The organism is Pseudomonas sp. R4-35-07 (assembly GCF_003852235.1).
In the GTDB taxonomy this organism is placed as follows: Bacteria; Pseudomonadota; Gammaproteobacteria; order Pseudomonadales; family Pseudomonadaceae; genus Aquipseudomonas.
In genome coordinates this window covers 115,318-136,888 of sequence record NZ_CP027732.1, presented here as the reverse complement: position 1 = coordinate 136,888, position 21,571 = coordinate 115,318, and the positions used below count along the sequence as shown (strand labels likewise).

Here is a 21,571-nt window from a genome sequence, read left to right as displayed (position 1 = left end):
GGGTTCTTATGTTTTACGTGCAACGTGATGCGCAGGGCGCGTTGAGTCGCGTAGAGGCCGCCGCCTTTGCCGAATCCACCGAAACGCTGCCGGCCGATCACCATGAGATCCAGGCCTGGTACGCCAACGAAGTGGTGGAAACCAGCCTGGCCCAGCTCAAACAGAGTGACCTGGAGATGATCCGGGTACTGGACGACTTGATCCAGGTGCTCACCCGCAAGGGCGTCATCAGCGTGACCGACCTGCCGCCTGCGGCTCAGGCCAAATTGATGGACCGTAACCAGGCGCGGGAAGCGTTGGGTGGGTTGAGCCAGTTGATCAATGATGATGAGAAAGGGCTTATCTGAGCCCTAGAGTTCCATCGGCTCTAAAATGTGGGAGGGGGCTTGCCCCCGATACCAGTAGACCAGTCGATATTTAGGCGACTGATACACCGCTATCGGGAGCAAGCCCCCTCCCACATTGGTTCTGCGTTATTTCCAGGGCGCGGGCTCGCCGAACAGCTGGCCCTGCACGCCAAAAATCCCCATCTCACGAATCACCTTCAGCTCACCTTCGGTCTCCACACGTTCGGCAATCAACGGCAGATCGATGCTGTGGGCCGCGCGCTGGATGGCTTCGATAAACAGGCGCTTGTCGCTTTCCTGGTCGATGTCGCGGATGTAGCTGCCGTCGATTTTCAAGTACGCCAGGCCTAGGCGGGCCAGGTTGCCGATCATGCTGAATCGCCCACCGAAACGCTGAAGGCTCAGGGAAAAGCCCAACTCGCGCAGGCGCTGGGTCATCTGTTCCAACACAAGCTGTTCCGGCAGTTGCTCTTCACCGATCTCCAGGGTGAGGCGCGAGCCCAGGTTGCTGTGCTGGCGCAGCAGGTCATAAATGCGTTGCAGTGCCTGAGGATCCTGCAAGGTTGCGGCTGAGAGGTTCAGCGCCAGGTTGTGGCTGTGGCCGCTCATCTGTTTGAGCACCTGCTCCAGCATCATGCGGTCCAGGCGGGCTGACCAGCCGAAACGCTCAAGCCACGGCAGGAAACGCCCGGCGGGTAGGGTATGGCCGTCAAAGTCCTGCAAGCGCGACAGCACTTTGTAGTGCAAGACCAATTGCGGGTCCTGGCTGGCCACCACCGGCTGGAAGTACAACTCGAAACGCTGTTGGGTCAGCGCCTGGTCCAACAGTGTGTGCCAGGCATGGTGATCATCACCGACGCTGGCGGCGGCACTGTGGTCGAGGCACGCCCAGGTGCTGTCACCCTGCCCTTCGGCTTGAGCCAAAGCTTGGTCGGCGAGGGTCAGCAGCGCCTGCGGCGCATCGCCATGGTTGAACGGTGCCAGGCCGATGTAGGCCACGGGCGTAACATCGCTGGCGCCGGTGGCCTGCAGGCTGAGCAACGTGCTTTCAAGGTTCTGCGCCAATTGCAGCGCTTCTTCACGCGTGAGCCCAGGCGCCAGCACGGCGAATTCGCCGCCACGAATACGGGTCACGAGGTTATGGGTTTCCGGGTACGGCTCGCACTGGCGCAGCAGTTGTTCGCCGACCGCTTGCAGCAGCTGGTCGGTACGCTGGCCGCCCAGGCGCTGGTTCAGGCCGGCCAGGTCCTTGACGCGCAACACCAGCAAGTAGCCGGAGTTGGTTTCTTCGGGGTTGCTGACTCGGGCGTTGAGCTGCATCTCGAAATAGCGGCGGTTGGCCAGGCCGGTGAGGTTGTCCTGATAGGATTCAGTGCGCAACTTTTCGCTGCGCTCGGCCTGCTCCTGGAACAGCGCTTTGAGCTTTTCCACCATTTGGTTCATGGCCTGCACCACCCGGCGCAACTCCGGCGTACGCGGCAGGTCAGGCAGGCTGAGGAATTCCCGACGGGCGATCGCGTGGGACTGCTTGACCATATAGTCCAACGGCTTCAGTTGCCGGCGCAGCAACAGCCCGCCGAGCACCACGCTGACCGCACCGCACAGCAGCAACCAGCCAAGGCTGCCCAGGGCGCTCTGCCAGAGTTTGGCCAGGGCGAACATCGGATGGCTGACCACCTCGACTCGCGCCGCCTGCTCCCAACCACGGTTCACCAGCGCATCACCACCGGCCGGCTCCAGGCCGATCAACTTTACAAACCAATGGGGCACGCCATTGTTGTCGGGTATGCCGCTGCGCTCGACGATGGTTTGGTCCGTGGCCAAGTCCACCACACGGATGCTGGCGTAATAACCGCTGTCGAAGATCGAGCTGACCAGCAACTCGACCATGGCCGGATCGTCGATATTGGGAGTCAGCGACAACGCCAGTGCCGTCGCGGCATCCTGCGCATGGGAGCGCAATTGGTTGACGTATTGCGTGCGCGAACTTTCCAGGCTGACCATGAAGCTGCCGCTGAAGGCGACCACCAGGAACAGACAGATTGCGATCAACAGCTGTTTGAACAAAGACATCCGATCAGTTACTCCTAGTTGGCAGGCTCGGCTGGGAAGCCTTCCGCACGCATTTTTCTCAACACATCCTGCCAGCGCGACAAGCGTTTGGTATCGCCGACTTTCTTGTTGCCCTTGGCGCCGGGCAGGTACAGCCCCTCGGCGTTGAATGAATACACCGGGATCAAATCGGTACGGCGGGTTGCCGGCAGAATGTCGTCCATCAGGCTGTCGAGCACCAACGGGATCGCGTCGGGGGTCGAATAGTAGGTCAGGACCATGTGCGCACGATTCTGACGCAAGGCCTTGACGTAGGTAATGCGCAATTTATCGCTGGACACGCCCAGATGACGCAAACTGAAATACTTGGCGATGGCGTAGTCTTCACAGTCACCGGCGCCCTTCCAGAGTGCTTCGATGGGTGTCTCCCAATAGTCGACCGCGCGCCAGAGATCGATGTCCTCCACGTAGGTCATTTGTTTGTTGAAGAACACGTTGACGACCTTGAGCTGGTCTTGCTCGCTGACCTGTTTTTCGGTGCTCAGCAGCCGCTGCCACGCGTCAATACGTTGCTGGCCCTCGCCCAACGGCCCGTACAAGGCGCTGGCCTTGCGGCTGATCTGCGAGAAATCCCAATCGGCATGCAGCCCGCCAAGCATCAGGCCGGCCAATAAGATCGCTGATAAGAGCCAGCAAAAAACTCGATAGGGAATAAAACTTACCGCCAAGGCGTTCAGTCCATGAAGAGAGACGGAATTTCAAGGGATGGTGAAGCTTCGTCTCACAAAAAACAATGGCACAGTGCGATCATTCATCGGTGGAGCGAGTTTATAACCGCCTCCTGTGGGACGTACAAAATACACGCTGTGGGCCCTTACAAACGGAAACTCTGGCTGTTTGACAAGTGCATGGCCCATCTCTAGTGTTCATTGGATCCAATAAACACACTTTATTACTCAAGAAAGGAGGGTAGCGTAACCGTGACACAGAAGCCGAACCCTTTAAGCAGTATCAAGGTCAGCGGACCTATTCCCGCTCATCTTGCCCGCGCCGTTATTGAAGAAACGTTGCGTAACGCCATTCTCGATGGTCGATTGCCTTGTGGCACTGCTATGCGCCAGCAAGAACTCGCCAGCCTGTTCGGCGTCAGCCGTATGCCGGTGCGCGAAGCTTTGCGCCAGTTGGAGGCACAATCCCTGCTGCATGTGGTGACTCACAAAGGCGCTGTGGTTGCGCCCTTGATCGAGGACAATTCGGCTGAGACCTATGCCCTGCGCATGCTGTTGGAGTCCGAAGCCTTGCGCTTGTCGATCCCATTGCTCACGGAGTCGGACATTGCCAAGGCAGAGGCCTGTATCACTGCGCTGGAATGCGAGAAAGACTACAGCGAGATCGGTCGCCTCAATCGCCTGTTTCACATGATCCTGTATGGCAAGGCGCCTAACCATCGCCTGCTCAAATTGGTGGAACATGGGCTGAATGAAGAGGAGCGGTTTCTGCGCTTCAACCTCGAGGCGATGGGACTGGGCGAGACGTCACAGGAGGATCACCGCGAACTGCTCAACCTGGTGGTGCAGAAGAAAATCGATGAAAGCATCCTGACACTGCGTAATCACTTGATGCGAGGCATGGAGGTCATCAATAGATACCTCAATAGCCTCGAAACTGCGAATAGAACAGCCACGTCATAAGGCGCTCGTACCTCTCTTGAGCCTGAGCATCGCGGGGTACCATCCCTTATCAGGAAGCGTCCCGCGTTGATAACACTGTGAACAAACCGGCAAGCCTTAATCAAATCGGCGTTATATAAGGAAACTTCTCACACCTCAAACAACTATTTCTCCGGGAAGTTTTTGTTCGAAAAAACATTTAATACACTTATAAGCTCATCCAAACGTTTAATCAGCTTAGTATCAGCGACTCACCCAAAAACCTTGCAATCGCTGCCCGCGTATTGAGCCAGCGCTCCTCGCGTGGGCGCGCCGTAACGCTAATCTTCCAACTAACAACTACAAAATCCATCACTGCAACTAGAGCAGTCGCAACAACTTCATAGGCGTCAACCATGCATCATCATTCGCTCGAACAAAAGAAACTTAAACTGTACCGTCACCCGTTATTTGCTGAAATAACTTCTCTTAGCAAATTACAACACTTTATGGAAAGCCATGTATTTGCGGTTTGGGACTTCATGACCCTGACCAAACGCCTGCAACAGGACCTTACGTGCACCCAAATACCCTGGCTCCCGCCAGCCAATCCGCAGGCCGCACGCCTGATCAATGAAATCGTGCTGGGCGAGGAGTCGGACGAACATCCGACGCGAGGCCATTGCAGTCACTTTGAGCTGTATCTGGAAGCCATGGCGGAGGTGGGCGCCAATACCCGTGTCATCGCACGTTTCATTGACCTGCAACACCAGGGTGTAGAGGTCAGCGCAGCGCTGCGAATGATCGGTGCGCCCCCCGGCGTGCCGCGCTTTGTCGACAGCACATGGCAGATCGCACTCAGCGCCCCCACCCACTGCGTCGCGGCGGCCTTCCTGCATGGTCGTGAAGGCGTCATTGCATCCATGTTCGAGCGCCTTCTGTGCAGCAGCCCCTTGATTGCTCATCAGGCACCCATCTTGTGTCACTACCTCAACCGTCATATCGAGTTGGATAGCCAGGAGCACGGCCCGGCGGCGGAGCAGGTGCTCCAGCATTTGATCGGCGCAGACCCGACTCGCCAGCGACAAGCCGATAGCGCTGCCTTCGGTGCCCTGGAAAGCCGCATGACCTTCTGGGACGACGTACACGCCTCAATGCATGAGGTACACCCATGAGCGCCACCGGCTATCACTCCTTTGCCGAAGACTGGGAGCGGCGCGCAACCATCCGCACACGCCCGCGCCGCATGTTGGAAAACGACGGCAAACTGATCTATCCCCTGAGCCGCCAACCCCTTGTATTGAGTGCGACCTTTCTCGAGCGCTGCTCGCAATGCCGCGACTTTGTGCTGGTGCAAAGCTTTTATCGATTCATCCATGACATCGTGGTTTTCGAAACCGAGATCGTCGATAAACTTGCCCGCCGTATTGCCAAGAATCGCTTCTCGCTGCCCCTCCCCCTCGCCTGCCGCTACGATGCAATGACCGTCGTGGTGGATGAGGATTACCACGCATTGGTGGCACTGGACTTCCTGCAGCAAGCCGTAGCGTTGACCGGTATCGAGCCCCTGGACCTGCCGGGGCAGATCGAACTGAGCCGCGCCTTGCCGGCCGCGCAGGCGCAGGCACCGGAGCACCTGCACGATGCCGTCGAGTTGATTGTCGTGGCCATCGCCGAAAACACCGTCACCCATGATGTGGCGGCCTTTTCCAAGGACGACAGTATCAAGTCGTCCGTACGCGGCCTGATGGCCGATCACCTGTTCGATGAAGGGCGCCACGCACAGTTCTGGACACAGTTGGTGCGTATCTACTGGCAGTCGGCAAGCGCGCAAGACCGCGACAGCATTGCCGGCGTGCTCCCGACTTTTCTGGCCCATTACCTGACCAACGACATACAGAAAGGCTTCGACTTGCAGTTGATCGAACACCTGGATGTCAGTACCGATATTCGTTTGGCGCTGCAGGATGAAATCATTGCGTTGGATTTTCCTATCACCCGCCAGCACCCGTTGATCGGCAACATCATGAGCTTCCTGCACCACAGCGGCGTGCTGCACACCCCAAGCGTGGCACGCGCACTGGACGACTACCTGCCCGCGGCGGGGAGGCTGGCATGAGGCGCTTGACGATTGAATGGGGCGGTGCCAGTGAAGCACTGGGGGCCCTCAAGCAGGTTCTGGAACAATACGGGCATATCGCGGGGGCGGGGTCGGTCGACCTGGTGATTGAGGACGGCAGCCAGTCACCGTCAGCCTTATCCACCGATGCGCCGTGGATGAGCCTGCGCCTGGGCATCGGCCCCGTGTCCGAAACTGGGTTACCCGCACTTCAGTTTCGCTGCTATGACCGTGATCGGCGCCTGTTGGCCGTGCACGACGTTGCCGAGGAGCCCAGCGGCAACGGCCAGCGCCTGCGTCGTCGTGCGGCGCACGCTCTGGTGGAGTGGGTAGCGTCATTGGTCAGCGGATTCTCGAGAGACCCTGGTTATTTCTGTGCAACGACCAACCCGGGCACCTTGCCCGAACAGGGATTGCGAGGACTGGAGTCACTGGCGTTCATGCATCGATTCAACCGTACAGCCGATCCGGCACTGCTGCGGGCGGCACAGGTGCCCATGATCGAACGGTTGCAGGCCAGCCTGAATGCCTTCGCCGATCGTACAGCGCTTAATATTGCGGGGCGCAGGGTGACTTATCGCCAGCTTCAGGAAAAAGCCGTGGCGATTCAGCAACACCTGCTGCCCCTGTTGGAGGGCATTGAAACACCACCGGTGGTGGGTGTATGCCTGGAAAAATCTACCGAGCTTTACGCAAGCATTCTGGCGGTGCTGGGCTGTGGCGCGGTGTATTTGCCGCTGTCTCCGGACCATCCGGTAAAACGCCAGCACAGCATGCTGACAAGCGCAGGTGCAGGCGTATTACTGGAAAATGGCCTGCACCCGTTGCGGGATAAATTCGTTTCACTTGATGTCAGTACGCTCACCCCACACGGCATCGACTCCACACAGCCGCTGATGCGCCATCGTCCCCAGGCCGATGCGCCGTGCATGGCGCTTTTTACCTCTGGCACCACGGGGCAACCCAAGGGTGTGCTGCTCAGCCAACATAATCTGGCGCATTTCACGGCCTGGCTCGGTACCTGTGTGGCGCTGGACGATAAGAGTCGCGTCCTGCAATTTTCGCCGCTGAGCTTTGACTCCTCACTGATCGATATTTTCCCTGCCTTGATCGCGGGCGCAGCATTGATTGTCCCCAGCGCAGAACAACGTCACGATCCCCGGCAATTGGTCGAGCTGATTCGCCTGCAACGCGTCACTCATGCTTTCTTGCCACCGGCACTGCTCGGCATCTTGCCGCTGGACCAGCCGCTGGGCCTCGCACACCTGCTCACCGGCGGCGACTTTTGCGAACCCTACGTGATCGAGCGAATGGCCGGCCAATGCCAGTTTCACAACCTCTATGGCCCCACCGAAGCCACGGTACTGGCAACCCATCGAACGTTTCGGCTTGGTGATAGCAATCGCAACATCGGTCTGCCCATTGCCAACAGTCAGGTCTTGATCCTGGACGACCAGCTGCAACCGGTGGACGAGCAGGTGATGGGCGATCTGTACCTCGCAGGACCGGGCGTGAGCCTGGGCTATATGAACGGACCACCGCAGGCCGACTCCCCGTTCATCAAGCTGACGTTGCCCGACGGGCAATGGCTGCAGGCTTACCGCAGCGGCGATCTGGCGAAATGGACGCAAGACGGTATCGAGTTGGGCGGCCGACGGGATGACCAGGTCAAGATCCGCGGTTTTCGGGTCGAACCTCAGGAGATCGAGCACTGCCTGCGCAGCAGTCGGTTGTTTCGCCAAGTGGCAGTGGTGATTGATCAGACGCACAGAATCATCGGCTTTGCGGCCCAGCCCGAACCCGGCGCCACGCTGGCCAGCCTGAAGGAGCACGCACGGCAGTGGCTGCCTGAACATATGCAACCTGTCGCCTGGAGCGAGCTGCCGAGCCTCCCCGCTTCGAGCAACGGCAAGATCGATCGCAAGGCGTTGCGGGAGACGCCAATTACCCGCGCCCAGGAGATGACGCGTTGCAGCACGCTCACGCCAGTCCAGGCGCAGTTGGTAGACCTGTGGGGGGAGTTGTTAGGGTTGCCTGCCGGTGACGTGTCGATCGACGACAGCTTTTTCAACCTAGGCGGCCATTCGATCCTGCTGTCCACCTTGTTGCTGCGCCTGCGCGAGCAGTTTGGCCGCAGCCTCTCCTTGAGCCAATTTTTTGAAGCGCCGACGATTCGTACGCTGGCCTTGCAGATGGAGGGCGCAGCGCTGCCGAATACATCGTTCAGCCAGATGGAAAAAGATGCGTCCCGAGCCTTGACGCTTAAGGTGCTGCCCGAGGCACGCGCCGGGGATCCACGCAAGGCGATTGTCACAGGGGCGAACAGCTTTGTCGGCGTGCACATCGTCCAGGCCTTGCTGGCGGGTGGGGCGCAGGAGGTAGCGTGCCTGGTCCGGGCGCTCCCAGGCCAGTCGGCGGCGGACCGATTCTCTCAGGCGTTGCGCGAATACCGCCTGGAACAGCTGGACCTGAGCCGAGTGCAGGTGTATGCCGCCGACCTGCGCCAACCCCGCCTGGGTCTGTCTGCAGAGGCGTACGACCACCTCGCCCGCAATCATGGTGTGCTGGTGCACAATGCGGCGCAGGTCAACCATGTGATGGACTACATAGCACTGGCCAACGACAACGTCGAACCGGTGTTTGAATGCCTGCGCCTTTGCGAGACCCACTGTAAGAAAGTTTTCAATTTCATTTCAACGCTGTCAGCCTGCAGTCGCCTCGACACTGATGGGTATGTGCTCGAAGCACCCGCAAGCCGCGCGTTGCCGCTCTATGTAAAAAACGGCTACAACCTCTCGAAGTGGGTGGCCGAGCGGTTGTTGGGGCGTGCAGTCGAGCAAGGGGCATGGGTGAATATTCATCGGCCAGGGAATATCAGTTTCAACAGCCGGAACGGTGTCTGCCAACCCCATAAAAATCGGTTGATGTTGATGCTCAAAGGGTCACTGCAGTTGGGCAGGGTTCCTCGAATGGAGGGCAATTTCGACCTGATGCCGGTGGACTTCCTGGCGCGCTTCATCGCGTTTCACAGCGCGCGTTTTGTCCCTGGGCGAAACGTCTTCAACCTGCACAATCCTCAACCTTTGAGCTGGGACCAGTACCTTAATGCGTTCAGCCAGGCCGGACACACCTTCGAACGGGTAAGCCTTCAACATTGGCAACGGGCGTTGCGCACAGTGCGCCACGACAATGCGTTGTTCGGCGTACTGGGCTTTTACCTTGATGGGTTGGGTGAAGACATCGGCGACACGTCGATGATCCATTACAGCAACGCGCAGTGGGGCCTGGAACAAATGGGCACACAGTATCCGCCAAAGAGCCCCGCACTGTTACGCAAGGGCTGTGACTACCTCAGGGCCATCGGCTTTCTCTGAGCGGCTTTGGCCCGCATTGAAGTTGCTCGGCTGTATCGGAGCGAGGCCTCGCTCCGATACAGCGAGGATCAGATCTTGAAGCTGTCGACCAATTGCTTCAATCGACTGGCCTGCTGGGACAGCGCGTCGCAGTCCTTGAGCGTCTCGTTGAGATTGGCCACGCCTTGCTGGTTCAGCAGGTTGATCTGGTTGATGTCGACATTGAGGGTTTCAACCACCGCCGTTTGCTCCTCGGTGGCAGCGGCGACCGATTGGTTCATGCCGTCGATCTCAACGATTCGCTGTGTCACGCTGACCAGACGCTCGCCGGCCTGGTTAGCCACTTCAACGCTTTCCTCGCTGGAGACTTGGCTGGCGTTCATGGTGGTCACGGCTTCACGCGAACCCACTTGCAGCGAAGTGATCATTTTGTGGATCTCTTCTGCCGATTCCTGGGTACGGTGAGCCAGGTTACGCACTTCATCCGCCACCACGGCAAACCCACGCCCTGCTTCGCCGGCACGGGCAGCTTCGATTGCCGCGTTAAGCGCAAGTAAGTTGGTCTGCTGGGAGATGCCCTTGATCACATCGAGAATGTGTCCGATGTTGTCGGTGCTGGCGTTAAGGGTTTCGATCTGGGTACAGGACAGGCTGATTTTCTGCGACAGTTCCGACATCGCCTGGATGGTTTGCTCGACCACTTTGCGCCCATCATCAGCTTGCTCACTGGCACCGCTGGCATGCTGCGAGGCATCAGCGGCGTTACGTGCGATTTCCTGGGTAGCGGCACCCAGCTCGTTGATAGCAGCAGCCACGCTGTTGGTACGTGCACTTTGTTCATCGGAGCCGATGATCGACGCGTTGGACGACGCCATTACGCGCTGGGACAGGTCATGCACCTGGCGGGTGGCCGAGGACACTTCGGAAATCGAGGCGTGGATCCGCTCGACAAACTGATTGAATGCGCTACCGACTTCACCGAACTCGTCTTTGCTGGTCACGTCGAGGCGTCGGGTCAGGTCACCTTCGCCCTGGGCAATGTCCTGCATGGCAACGCCCATGGTGGTCAGCGGACGCAACAACACCTGAATCAGCACACTCAACAGTACGGCAATCGCCACCACGGCGATGAGCATTGCGATCAACGCTGAAGTGCGAAATTTACCCAGTGCGGCATAGGCTTTATCTTTGTCGATAGACAGACCGATGTACCAGTCAGCCCCCGGCAACCCGTTGATTGGTGTAAAGGACAGGATTCGGTCTTGTCCATTGAGGACAACCTCCTGGTTAACCTTCTCGATGCGCACCTGGGTGCCCGGGTAGATATCCTTGAGGTTTTTCATCACCTGGTCCTGGTCAGGACTGACGATGACCTGGCCATCACCACTGACCAGGAATGCATGACCAATACCGCCAAAATCCACCGAGTTGATGATCTTCACCAAGGTTTGCAGGCTCAAGTCGCCACCCACCACGCCCAACAACTCTCCGTTCTTCTTCACCGGCATGGCGATCGTCACGATCTGGCCGCCTACAGCCGCCATATAAGGCGGGGTAAGCATGGTTTTGTCGGCTGCTACGGCTTGCTTGTACCAAGGGCGCTGACGTGGGTCATAGCCTTCGGGCATCTTCGCGTCGGGGCGCTGGGTGAACACTCCATTGATTTGGCCAACGTAGGTGAACTGGAAGTTTGAGGTGAGCGCCGGTTGATCGACCAAGCCGGGAAGGTCGGCGGCGCTGCCTTGATGGGCAACGTTTTGTGCCAGGCTCTCGAGAACCAGGATACGGCCGCTGAGCCAGTTCTGCACACTGCTGGCGGTAAGCTCTCCGGATTGCTGGATGGAGGACGCCAGGTTCTGCCTGATCGTGTTGCGCTGCAGGTAATCGTTGTAGAACGTGAATAGCGCGAAGGCCAGAACCACGACGCCTGACGCAGCCAACAGAATTTTATGACTGAACTTGAGATTCATTTCATCGACTTCTTTTGCCAAAGGGGGGTGAGCGTGCCGAGTGGAACATTCCATGTATCGCGATAGGCGGACTCTGCGACCGCTCTATTTCGGTGCACGCATGGCTCGTCAGGCTTTCGGCCAGAAATCGATAAAACTTAGAGATTTGTGTGAATCTTCCGCTTTTAGCGTAAGAGAACGACAGGCGGTATGAGCACAGTCGATTATCAGCCACTTAGAACCCTAAACGACAAAACCCCTGTCTGCGTAAGCAGACAGGGGTTTCGGAATTCAATCTTGACGATGACCTACTCTCACATGGGGAAACCCCACACTACCATCGGCGATGCATCGTTTCACTGCTGAGTTCGGGATGGGATCAGGTGGTTCCAATGCTCTATGGTCGTCAAGAAATTCTGTGTACCAGATCGTTGCGCTAGCAACGTACCGGTGAAATTCATGGACTTCTACATAAACAAAACCCCTGTTTGCGTACGCAAACAGGGGTTCTGGAATTTAATCTTGACGATGACCTACTCTCACATGGGGAAACCCCACACTACCATCGGCGATGCATCGTTTCACTACTGAGTTCGGGATGGGATCAGGTGGTTCCAATGCTCTATGGTCGTCAAGAAATTCGGGTACTGAGTCGTGGCCAGATGGCCTCGCTTCAGCAAATTGGGTATGGGATAGAAGTCGGTGTTTTGTGAGTATCGAACTTTCGGTTCATTGCGTCTTCACACACCGCAATCTGATGCTTCTGCTTTTTTAAAGTCAGGAGTAGTCAAATTGCTTGGGTGTTATATGGTCAAGCCTCACGGGCAATTAGTATTGGTTAGCTCAACGCCTCACAGCGCTTACACACCCAACCTATCAACGTCGTAGTCTTCGACGGCCCTTCAGGGGACTCAAGGTCCCAGTGAGATCTCATCTTGAGGCTAGTTTCCCGCTTAGATGCTTTCAGCGGTTATCTATTCCGAACATAGCTACCCGGCAATGCCACTGGCGTGACAACCGGAACACCAGAGGTTCGTCCACTCCGGTCCTCTCGTACTAGGAGCAGCCCCTCTCAAATCTCAAACGTCCACGGCAGATAGGGACCGAACTGTCTCACGACGTTCTAAACCCAGCTCGCGTACCACTTTAAATGGCGAACAGCCATACCCTTGGGACCGGCTTCAGCCCCAGGATGTGATGAGCCGACATCGAGGTGCCAAACACCGCCGTCGATATGAACTCTTGGGCGGTATCAGCCTGTTATCCCCGGAGTACCTTTTATCCGTTGAGCGATGGCCCTTCCATACAGAACCACCGGATCACTAAGACCTACTTTCGTACCTGCTCGACGTGTCTGTCTCGCAGTCAAGCGCGCTTTTGCCTTTATACTCTACGACCGATTTCCGACCGGTCTGAGCGCACCTTCGTACTCCTCCGTTACTCTTTAGGAGGAGACCGCCCCAGTCAAACTACCCACCATACACTGTCCTCGATCCGGATAACGGACCTGAGTTAGAACCTCAAAGTTGCCAGGGTGGTATTTCAAGGTTGGCTCCACGCGAACTGGCGTCCACGCTTCAAAGCCTCCCACCTATCCTACACAAGCAAATTCAAAGTCCAGTGCAAAGCTATAGTAAAGGTTCACGGGGTCTTTCCGTCTAGCCGCGGATACACTGCATCTTCACAGCGATTTCAATTTCACTGAGTCTCGGGTGGAGACAGCGCCGCCATCGTTACGCCATTCGTGCAGGTCGGAACTTACCCGACAAGGAATTTCGCTACCTTAGGACCGTTATAGTTACGGCCGCCGTTTACCGGGGCTTCGATCAAGAGCTTCGCGTTAGCTAACCCCATCAATTAACCTTCCGGCACCGGGCAGGCGTCACACCCTATACGTCCACTTTCGTGTTTGCAGAGTGCTGTGTTTTTAATAAACAGTCGCAGCGGCCTGGTATCTTCGACCGGCATGAGCTTACGGAGCAAGTCCTTCACCCTCACCGGCGCACCTTCTCCCGAAGTTACGGTGCCATTTTGCCTAGTTCCTTCACCCGAGTTCTCTCAAGCGCCTTGGTATTCTCTACCCAACCACCTGTGTCGGTTTGGGGTACGGTTCCTGGTTACCTGAAGCTTAGAAGCTTTTCTTGGAAGCATGGCATCAACCACTTCGTCGTCTAAAAGACAACTCGTCATCAGCTCTCGGCCTTAGAATCCCGGATTTACCTAAGATTCCAGCCTACCACCTTAAACTTGGACAACCAACGCCAAGCTGGCCTAGCCTTCTCCGTCCCTCCATCGCAATAACCAGAAGTACAGGAATATTAACCTGTTTTCCATCGACTACGCTTTTCAGCCTCGCCTTAGGGACCGACTAACCCTGCGTCGATTAACGTTGCGCAGGAAACCTTGGTCTTTCGGCGTGGGTGTTTTTCACACCCATTGTCGTTACTCATGTCAGCATTCGCACTTCTGATACCTCCAGCAAGCTTCTCAACTCACCTTCACAGGCTTACAGAACGCTCCTCTACCGCATCACTTACGTGATACCCGTAGCTTCGGTGTATGGTTTGAGCCCCGTTACATCTTCCGCGCAGGCCGACTCGACTAGTGAGCTATTACGCTTTCTTTAAAGGGTGGCTGCTTCTAAGCCAACCTCCTAGCTGTCTAAGCCTTCCCACATCGTTTCCCACTTAACCATAACTTTGGGACCTTAGCTGACGGTCTGGGTTGTTTCCCTTTTCACGACGGACGTTAGCACCCGCCGTGTGTCTCCCATGCTCGGCACTTGTAGGTATTCGGAGTTTGCATCGGTTTGGTAAGTCGGGATGACCCCCTAGCCGAAACAGTGCTCTACCCCCTACAGTGATACATGAGGCGCTACCTAAATAGCTTTCGAGGAGAACCAGCTATCTCCGAGCTTGATTAGCCTTTCACTCCGATCCACAGGTCATCCGCTAACTTTTCAACGGTAGTCGGTTCGGTCCTCCAGTTAGTGTTACCCAACCTTCAACCTGCCCATGGATAGATCGCCCGGTTTCGGGTCTATTCCCAGCGACTAGACGCCCTATTAAGACTCGCTTTCGCTACGCCTCCCCTATTCGGTTAAGCTCGCCACTGAAAATAAGTCGCTGACCCATTATACAAAAGGTACGCAGTCACCTAACAAAGTAGGCTCCCACTGCTTGTACGCATACGGTTTCAGGATCTATTTCACTCCCCTCTCCGGGGTTCTTTTCGCCTTTCCCTCACGGTACTAGTTCACTATCGGTCAGTCAGTAGTATTTAGCCTTGGAGGATGGTCCCCCCATATTCAGACAAAGTTTCTCGTGCTCCGTCCTACTCGATTTCATGACTAAGAGATTTTCGCGTACAGGGCTATCACCCACTATGGCCGCACTTTCCAGAGCGTTCCGCTAATCTCAAAGCCACTTAAGGGCTAGTCCCCGTTCGCTCGCCACTACTAAGGGAATCTCGGTTGATTTCTTTTCCTCAGGGTACTTAGATGTTTCAGTTCCCCTGGTTCGCTCCATACACCTATGTATTCAGTGTAAGGTAACCATCTTATGATGGCTGGGTTCCCCCATTCAGACATCTCCGGATCAAAGTCTGTTTGCCGACTCCCCGAAGCTTTTCGCAGGCTACCACGTCTTTCATCGCCTCTGACTGCCAAGGCATCCACCGTATGCGCTTCTTCACTTGACCATATAACCCCAAGCAATCTGGTTATACTGTGAAGACAACATTCGCCGAAAATTCGATCATACTCAATTAAGAGCGACTCACAAATTTTACCTTAGCCTGAGCCGTTACCAGTGAAAGTAACGGTCAGTCTATCTTTCTATCACATACCCAAATTTTTAAAGAACGATCTAATCAAAGACTAGAAATCAATATTCACAGCGGAATACTCATTTCTAAACTCTAACAGCAGAAACAGTTAATGGTGGAGCCAAACGGGATCGAACCGTTGACCTCCTGCGTGCAAGGCAGGCGCTCTCCCAGCTGAGCTATGGCCCCATAACAAAATTGGTGGGTCTGGGCAGATTCGAACTGCCGACCTCACCCTTATCAGGGGTGCGCTCTAACCAACTGAGCTACAGACCCAATTTCGAGCGCAACTGATTAGCTAAGAGCTATCAGCTTGGAGCTTAAAGCTGCTTCTATCGTCTTCTTCAATGAATCAAGCAATTCGTGTGGGAACTTATGGAGCAGCTGATGTCGTCGATTAAGGAGGTGATCCAGCCGCAGGTTCCCCTACGGCTACCTTGTTACGACTTCACCCCAGTCATGAATCACACCGTGGTAACCGTCCTCCCGAAGGTTAGACTAGCTACTTCTGGTGCAACCCACTCCCATGGTGTGACGGGCGGTGTGTACAAGGCCCGGGAACGTATTCACCGCGACATTCTGATTCGCGATTACTAGCGATTCCGACTTCACGCAGTCGAGTTGCAGACTGCGATCCGGACTACGATCGGTTTTCTGGGATTAGCTCCACCTCGCGGCTTGGCAACCCTCTGTACCGACCATTGTAGCACGTGTGTAGCCCAGGCCGTAAGGGCCATGATGACTTGACGTCATCCCCACCTTCCTCCGGTTTGTCACCGGCAGTCTCCTTAGAGTGCCCACCATGACGTGCTGGTAACTAAGGACAAGGGTTGCGCTCGTTACGGGACTTAACCCAACATCTCACGACACGAGCTGACGACAGCCATGCAGCACCTGTCTCAATGTTCCCGAAGGCACCAATCCATCTCTGGAAAGTTCATTGGATGTCAAGGCCTGGTAAGGTTCTTCGCGTTGCTTCGAATTAAACCACATGCTCCACCGCTTGTGCGGGCCCCCGTCAATTCATTTGAGTTTTAACCTTGCGGCCGTACTCCCCAGGCGGTCAACTTAATGCGTTAGCTGCGCCACTAAGAGCTCAAGGCTCCCAACGGCTAGTTGACATCGTTTACGGCGTGGACTACCAGGGTATCTAATCCTGTTTGCTCCCCACGCTTTCGCACCTCAGTGTCAGTGTTGGTCCAGGTGGTCGCCTTCGCCACTGGTGTTCCTTCCTATATCTACGCATTTCACCGCTACACAGGAAATTCCACCACCCTCTACCACACTCTAGTCAGTCAGTTTTGAATGCAGTTCCCAGGTTGAGCCCGGGGATTTCACATCCAACTTAACAAACCACCTACGCGCGCTTTACGCCCAGTAATTCCGATTAACGCTTGCACCCTCTGTATTACCGCGGCTGCTGGCACAGAGTTAGCCGGTGCTTATTCTGTCGGTAACGTCAAAACAATCACGTATTAGGTAACTGCCCTTCCTCCCAACTTAAAGTGCTTTACAATCCGAAGACCTTCTTCACACACGCGGCATGGCTGGATCAGGCTTTCGCCCATTGTCCAATATTCCCCACTGCTGCCTCCCGTAGGAGTCTGGACCGTGTCTCAGTTCCAGTGTGACTGATCATCCTCTCAGACCAGTTACGGATCGTCGCCTTGGTGAGCCATTACCTCACCAACTAGCTAATCCGACCTAGGCTCATCTGATAGCGCAAGGCCCGAAGGTCCCCTGCTTTCTCCCGTAGGACGTATGCGGTATTAGCGTCCGTTTCCGAACGTTATCCCCCACTACCAGGCAGATTCCTAGGCATTACTCACCCGTCCGCCGCTCTCAAGAGAAGCAAGCTTCTCTCTACCGCTCGACTTGCATGTGTTAGGCCTGCCGCCAGCGTTCAATCTGAGCCATGATCAAACTCTTCAGTTCAAACATCTTTGGGTTTTTAAGAAACCCTAAACTTGGCTCAGCAATCGTTGGTTACATCTTTGATTTCTCGCGGAGTAACTTGTGATGCTGATAATCTTGTTGACTATCAGTCTGACTCCACAAGCACCCACACGAATTGCTTGATTCAGTTGTTAAAGAGCGGTTGGTTAAGAGCTATTCGTCTCAACCGAGGCGCGCATTCTACAGCAGCCTCATTTGCTGTCAAGTGGTTATTTTCAGAAGTTTTCGAAGATTTCTTCAACAACTTCAACCACTTGCGCTTGCGATCTCTCGTAAGCGGGAGGCGAATTCTACAGCGTTACACGCTGCTGTCAACACCTCTTTTTCAACTTCTTTTTGGCTTCGATGGACTGAAGCAACTTGCTGCCGAAAACTACTTAACTCATTGTTTACCAAGAAGTTTTCCGTTTCGACTGCGCCGGAAGTGGGGCGAATTATAGGCGCACAAAATCTGCCGTCAACTTCTAATTTCGTTTTCTTATCAAATAATTAGGATTGATCATAAAACGACCGACAGATACCTCTTCTATATAGAGAGCGCACTCAGATGACGCCAGACTTTCTTAAAGCAGCCACATTCAACGGCGTCAGCCCCAGTACACTCTGCAGCACTTGAAGCGTGTGCTCACCCAGCAGCGGCGGCGCACTGCGATACTCCACAGGCGTCTTGGAAAGCCGGATCGGGCTGGCGACCTGAGGCACCATCCCCGCCAAAGCATGAGGCAGCTCCATGGCCAACCCCCGCGCCTTGACCTGCGGATCAGCGAACATTTGCGCCAGATCATTGATCGGCCCACACGGCACGCCTACTTTCTCCAGTTGCCATACCCACTCTGCCGTGGCCTTGAAGACCGTCGCCTGACGAATCAACGGGATCAGCGCCGCACGATTGGCAACCCGCATCTTGTTAGTAGAGAACCGCGGATCATCCGCCCACTGTGGCTGCCCAGCCACCTCGGCGAACTTGCGAAACTGCCCGTCATTTCCCACCGTCAGAATGAAATCACCATCGGCCGTAGGAAAGTCCTGATAAGGCACGATATTCGGATGCGCGTTGCCCAGGCGTTTTGGCGAGACCCCCGTCGTCAGGTAATTCATCGCCTGATTAGCCAGGCAAGCCACCTGCACATCCAGCAGCGCCATATCGATATGTTGCCCGCCGCCGTCGTGATCCCGGTGAGCGAGGGCTGCCAGGATAGCCACGGTTGAATAAAGCCCCGTGAGAATATCGGTCAATGCCACCCCAACCTTCACCGGCCCCGCGCCATCATCCCCCTCAGGCCGACCGGTCAGGCTCATCAACCCACCCAACCCTTGAATCATGAAGTCATAGCCGGCACGCGTGGCATAAGGCCCGGTCTGGCCAAAACCGGTGATCGAGCAATAGATCAGCTCCGGATTTATCTCCTTGAGCGACTCATAATCCAAACCATAAGCCGCCAGGCCACCCACTTTGAAGTTCTCGATCAGGATGTCCGACTTGGCAGCCAGGTCACGCACCAGCCTCTGCCCCTCAGGCTTGGTGAAGTCGATGGTCACCGATTCCTTATTACGGTTGGCAGACAGGTAGTACGCCGCCTCACTGGTGTTCTCACCATAAGCATCCTTGAGGAAGGGCGGCCCCCAGGCGCGCGTGTCGTCACCATTGCCCGGCCTTTCGACCTTGATCACCTCGGCCCCGAGGTCCGCAAGTATCTGCCCGGACCAAGGGCCCGCCAGTACTCGCGATAAATCCAGTACTCGCAGATGCGAAAGCGCGCCCATGCCCATGCTCCTATTAATAGAACGCCTGAAGACCGGTTTGCGCGCGCCCCAGGATCAAGGCATGCACGTCATGGGTACCTTCATAGGTGTTGACCACCTCCAGGTTGACCAAATGGCGCGCCACCCCAAACTCGTCGGAGATGCCGTTACCACCCAGCATGTCCCGGGCCATGCGCGCGATATCCAGGGACTTGCCGCATGAGTTGCGCTTCATGATCGAAGTGATCTCGACCGCCGCCGTCCCCTCATCCTTCATCCGACCCAACCGCAGGCAGCCTTGCAGCGCCAACGTGATCTCGGTCTGCATGTCGGCCAGCTTCTTCTGGATCAACTGCGTCGCGGCCAATGGCCGGCCAAACTGGTGGCGATCAAGGGTGTACTGACGCGCGGTATGCCAGCAGAACTCCGCAGCGCCCAGCGCGCCCCAGGAGATGCCGTATCGTGCCGAATTCAGGCAAGTAAAAGGCCCCTTCAAGCCACGCACATCCGGAAAGATGTTCTCTTCCGGTACAAATACGTTATCCATCACGATTTCGCCGGTGATGGACGCCCGCAGGCCGACCTTGCCGTGAATCGCCGGCGCGCTCAGGCCTTTCCAGCCCTTCTCCAGGACAAAACCGCGTATGTCGCCGGCGTCGTCCTTGCCCCACACCACAAACACGTCGGCGATCGGGCTGTTGGTAATCCACATCTTCGCGCCGCTCAGGCTGTAGCCGCCCTCCACTTTACGCGCACGGGTGATCATCGCGCCTGGATCAGAACCATGATTGGGCTCGGTGAGACCGAAGCAGCCGATCCATTCGCCCGAGGCCAATTTCGGCAGGTACTTCTGCTTTTGCGCCTCGGTACCGAATTCATTGATCGGCACCATCACCAGTGAGGACTGCACACTCATCATCGAGCGATAACCGGAATCGACACGCTCGACTTCACGGGCAATCAACCCATAGCTGACGTAGTTCAAGCCACTGCCACCGTATTGCTCGGGAATCATCGCTCCCAACAAGCCGGTTTCGCCCATCTCGCGGAAGATCGCAGGGTCGGTCTTTTCATGACGGAAAGCTTCAAGCACTCGAGGCGCCAACTTGTCCTGAGCAAATTGCTCGGCACTGTCACGCACCATGCGCTCTTCTTCGGTGAGCTGTTGATCCAGCAGCAGTGGATCGATCCAGTTGAAGCTTGCCTTGCCAGCCATGAATAAGTCCTCACGAAAAGAATCAAACGTCGTGCATGCAGACTAGGTCGGGAAGGTGCAGAGGGCAAACGAGGTTTCTGCATGAGCTTGTGCTAATTTCTCACTTCGTGATGCTCGATAAGGCCAAAAATGCGCCTTACATGTGAGGACAATGTACATGCGCAGGAAAATCCCCAGCACTACCGCGCTCATCAGCTTTGAAGCAGCAGCCCGCCACGAGAGCTTCACCAAGGCGGCGCAGGAGCTTTCCATCACGCAAGGTGCGATCTGCCGACAGATCGCCAGCCTTGAAGAGTTTTTGAGTGTCGAACTGTTTCGGCGCTCGCGGCGCGGGGTGAAGCTGACCGAGGCGGGGCTGTCCTATAGCCGCAGAGTGGCTAAGCAACTGGATGCGGTGGAGCGCGATACCCTTTCAGTCATGGGCCAGCAGGGCGCGAACGTGATCGAACTGGCGGTGGTACCGACGTTTGGCACCCAGTGGCTGATCCCGCGCCTGAAGGACTTCCAACAGCAGCATCCGGAAGTGACGGTCAACCTGACCAACCGCACACGCCCCTTCCTCTTTGCCGACACCGAGTTCGACGCTGCGATCTACTTCGGCGATGCCGACTGGTCCGGCACGGAATCCCATCGGCTCATGGGTGAAAACCCGGTGCCCGTCTGCAGCCCACGCTTACTCGGCGACCTTGCGCACTTCACTCCTCGGGAAATCGCCGAACTGCCTCTGCTGCAGCAGACAACCCGCCCTTATGCCTGGCGCCAGTGGTTCAACGCCCAGCAACTGAGCGTTCCCCGCGACATGACAGGCCCGCGTTACGAGCTATTCTCAATGTTGTCCCAGGCGGCTATGCATGACATGGGCATCGCGTTGATCCCGCCCTTCTTGATCCAGCGGGAGTTACAGGAGAAACAGTTGATGATCGCCGCTAACCAGACCCTGAGCAGCGATAAGGCCTATTACTTGATGATTCCAGAACGAAAGGTCGAATCTGCTTCATTGCATGCGTTCCGAGACTGGCTTATCGGCCAATCTCAGCGCTACAACTCCAATATTTAAAGGCGTACGGCAATTTATTGACCTTGTAGTCAGATAAACAACAGCCCTACAGATATACGTAGATGTCGCATTTAAACAGACTGTACCTGCCGAACACAGATGAGGCTCAAAGCCATGATTTTCATGGCCTATAGCGACCATCACGGGTCAATAACCGACTATTCACCATGACCATGTGGAAACTGTATATTTCACTACAAAAGTGCTTAACAGCCTGTATTTAATAAGGTTATTCCTATGCGTTGCGACAATCAGTCACAGGGTGACTTGTAGTTAATTTTTCGTCACCCGTCATAATCCCTTGA

General features: G+C 56.0%; 11 protein-coding genes, 2 tRNA genes and 4 rRNA genes. 6 read left to right on the top strand and 11 right to left on the bottom strand.

Annotated elements, in window-relative coordinates:
• The first annotated feature begins 8 nt into the window (after positions 1-8).
• Positions 9-347 carry a hypothetical protein gene (locus C4J89_RS00640; protein WP_057725300.1) on the top strand — a complete coding sequence of 113 codons (339 nt, stop codon included), beginning with the start codon at positions 9-11 and terminating at the stop codon, positions 345-347.
• Positions 348-473: 126 nt separating this feature from the next.
• Here C4J89_RS00640 and lapD read toward each other — a convergent pair whose 3' ends face one another.
• Both lapD and lapG read right to left on the bottom strand, forming a co-directional pair.
• Positions 474-2,420, bottom strand: a complete 1,947-nt coding sequence (gene lapD, locus C4J89_RS00635; protein ID WP_124413463.1) for a cyclic di-GMP receptor LapD — start codon at positions 2,418-2,420, stop codon at positions 474-476.
• A 14-nt stretch (positions 2,421-2,434) separates the two neighbouring features.
• On the bottom strand, positions 2,435-3,058 hold the full coding sequence (gene lapG / locus C4J89_RS00630; RefSeq protein WP_256657439.1) for a cysteine protease LapG: 624 nt from the start codon (positions 3,056-3,058) through the stop codon (positions 2,435-2,437).
• 321 nt (positions 3,059-3,379) lie between these two features.
• Between lapG and C4J89_RS00625 the strand changes: the two genes are divergently transcribed.
• The 4 genes from C4J89_RS00625 (at position 3,380) to C4J89_RS00610 (ending at position 9,541) form a co-directional block, all read left to right on the top strand.
• Positions 3,380-4,090 (top strand): GntR family transcriptional regulator, encoded by a 711-nt coding sequence (locus C4J89_RS00625; protein ID WP_124360678.1) that lies wholly within the window; start codon positions 3,380-3,382, stop codon positions 4,088-4,090.
• Between the two features lie 374 nt (positions 4,091-4,464).
• Complete coding sequence (locus C4J89_RS00620) at positions 4,465-5,223, top strand: DUF3050 domain-containing protein (protein WP_124360677.1); 759 nt, start codon at positions 4,465-4,467, stop codon at positions 5,221-5,223.
• Complete coding sequence (locus tag C4J89_RS00615; RefSeq protein ID WP_124360676.1) at positions 5,220-6,167, top strand: diiron oxygenase; 948 nt, start codon at positions 5,220-5,222, stop codon at positions 6,165-6,167. Before C4J89_RS00620 ends, C4J89_RS00615 begins: the two co-directional genes overlap by 4 nt.
• On the top strand, positions 6,164-9,541 hold the full coding sequence (locus C4J89_RS00610) for an amino acid adenylation domain-containing protein (protein WP_124413462.1): 3,378 nt from the start codon (positions 6,164-6,166) through the stop codon (positions 9,539-9,541). Before C4J89_RS00615 ends, C4J89_RS00610 begins: the two co-directional genes overlap by 4 nt.
• Positions 9,542-9,609: 68 nt before the next feature.
• Here C4J89_RS00610 and C4J89_RS00605 read toward each other — a convergent pair whose 3' ends face one another.
• The 9 genes from C4J89_RS00605 to C4J89_RS00560 form a co-directional block, all read right to left on the bottom strand.
• The gene (locus C4J89_RS00605; protein ID WP_124360674.1) at positions 9,610-11,490 is read right to left on the bottom strand and encodes a methyl-accepting chemotaxis protein; all 1,881 of its coding nucleotides are present in this window, start codon (positions 11,488-11,490) and stop codon (positions 9,610-9,612) included.
• A gap of 274 nt (positions 11,491-11,764) precedes the next feature.
• Positions 11,765-11,880 (bottom strand): 5S ribosomal RNA (gene rrf, locus C4J89_RS00600).
• A gap of 109 nt (positions 11,881-11,989) precedes the next feature.
• Positions 11,990-12,105: ribosomal RNA gene (gene rrf / locus C4J89_RS00595) — 5S ribosomal RNA — on the bottom strand.
• Positions 12,106-12,276: 171 nt separating this feature from the next.
• Positions 12,277-15,168: ribosomal RNA gene (locus C4J89_RS00590) — 23S ribosomal RNA — on the bottom strand.
• 239 nt (positions 15,169-15,407) lie between these two features.
• A tRNA-Ala gene (locus C4J89_RS00585) sits at positions 15,408-15,483 on the bottom strand.
• Between the two features lie 10 nt (positions 15,484-15,493).
• Positions 15,494-15,570: transfer RNA gene (locus C4J89_RS00580), tRNA-Ile, on the bottom strand.
• A gap of 122 nt (positions 15,571-15,692) precedes the next feature.
• Positions 15,693-17,229, bottom strand: a 16S ribosomal RNA gene (locus C4J89_RS00575).
• Together the 16S, 23S and 5S rRNA genes with 2 tRNA genes alongside form the textbook arrangement of a ribosomal RNA operon.
• A 564-nt stretch (positions 17,230-17,793) precedes the next feature.
• The gene (locus C4J89_RS00565) at positions 17,794-19,014 is read right to left on the bottom strand and encodes a CaiB/BaiF CoA-transferase family protein (RefSeq protein ID WP_124413461.1); all 1,221 of its coding nucleotides are present in this window, start codon (positions 19,012-19,014) and stop codon (positions 17,794-17,796) included.
• Positions 19,015-19,027: 13 nt separating this feature from the next.
• Entirely contained in the window at positions 19,028-20,209 is a 1,182-nt protein-coding gene (locus C4J89_RS00560) for an acyl-CoA dehydrogenase (protein WP_124360672.1), read from the bottom strand.
• 157 nt (positions 20,210-20,366) lie between these two features.
• On the opposite strand from C4J89_RS00560, the gene C4J89_RS00555 reads away from it, so the two are divergent.
• Positions 20,367-21,266 carry a LysR family transcriptional regulator gene (locus C4J89_RS00555; RefSeq protein WP_124413460.1) on the top strand — a complete coding sequence of 300 codons (900 nt, stop codon included), beginning with the start codon at positions 20,367-20,369 and terminating at the stop codon, positions 21,264-21,266.
• Positions 21,267-21,571: the final 305 nt, after the last annotated feature.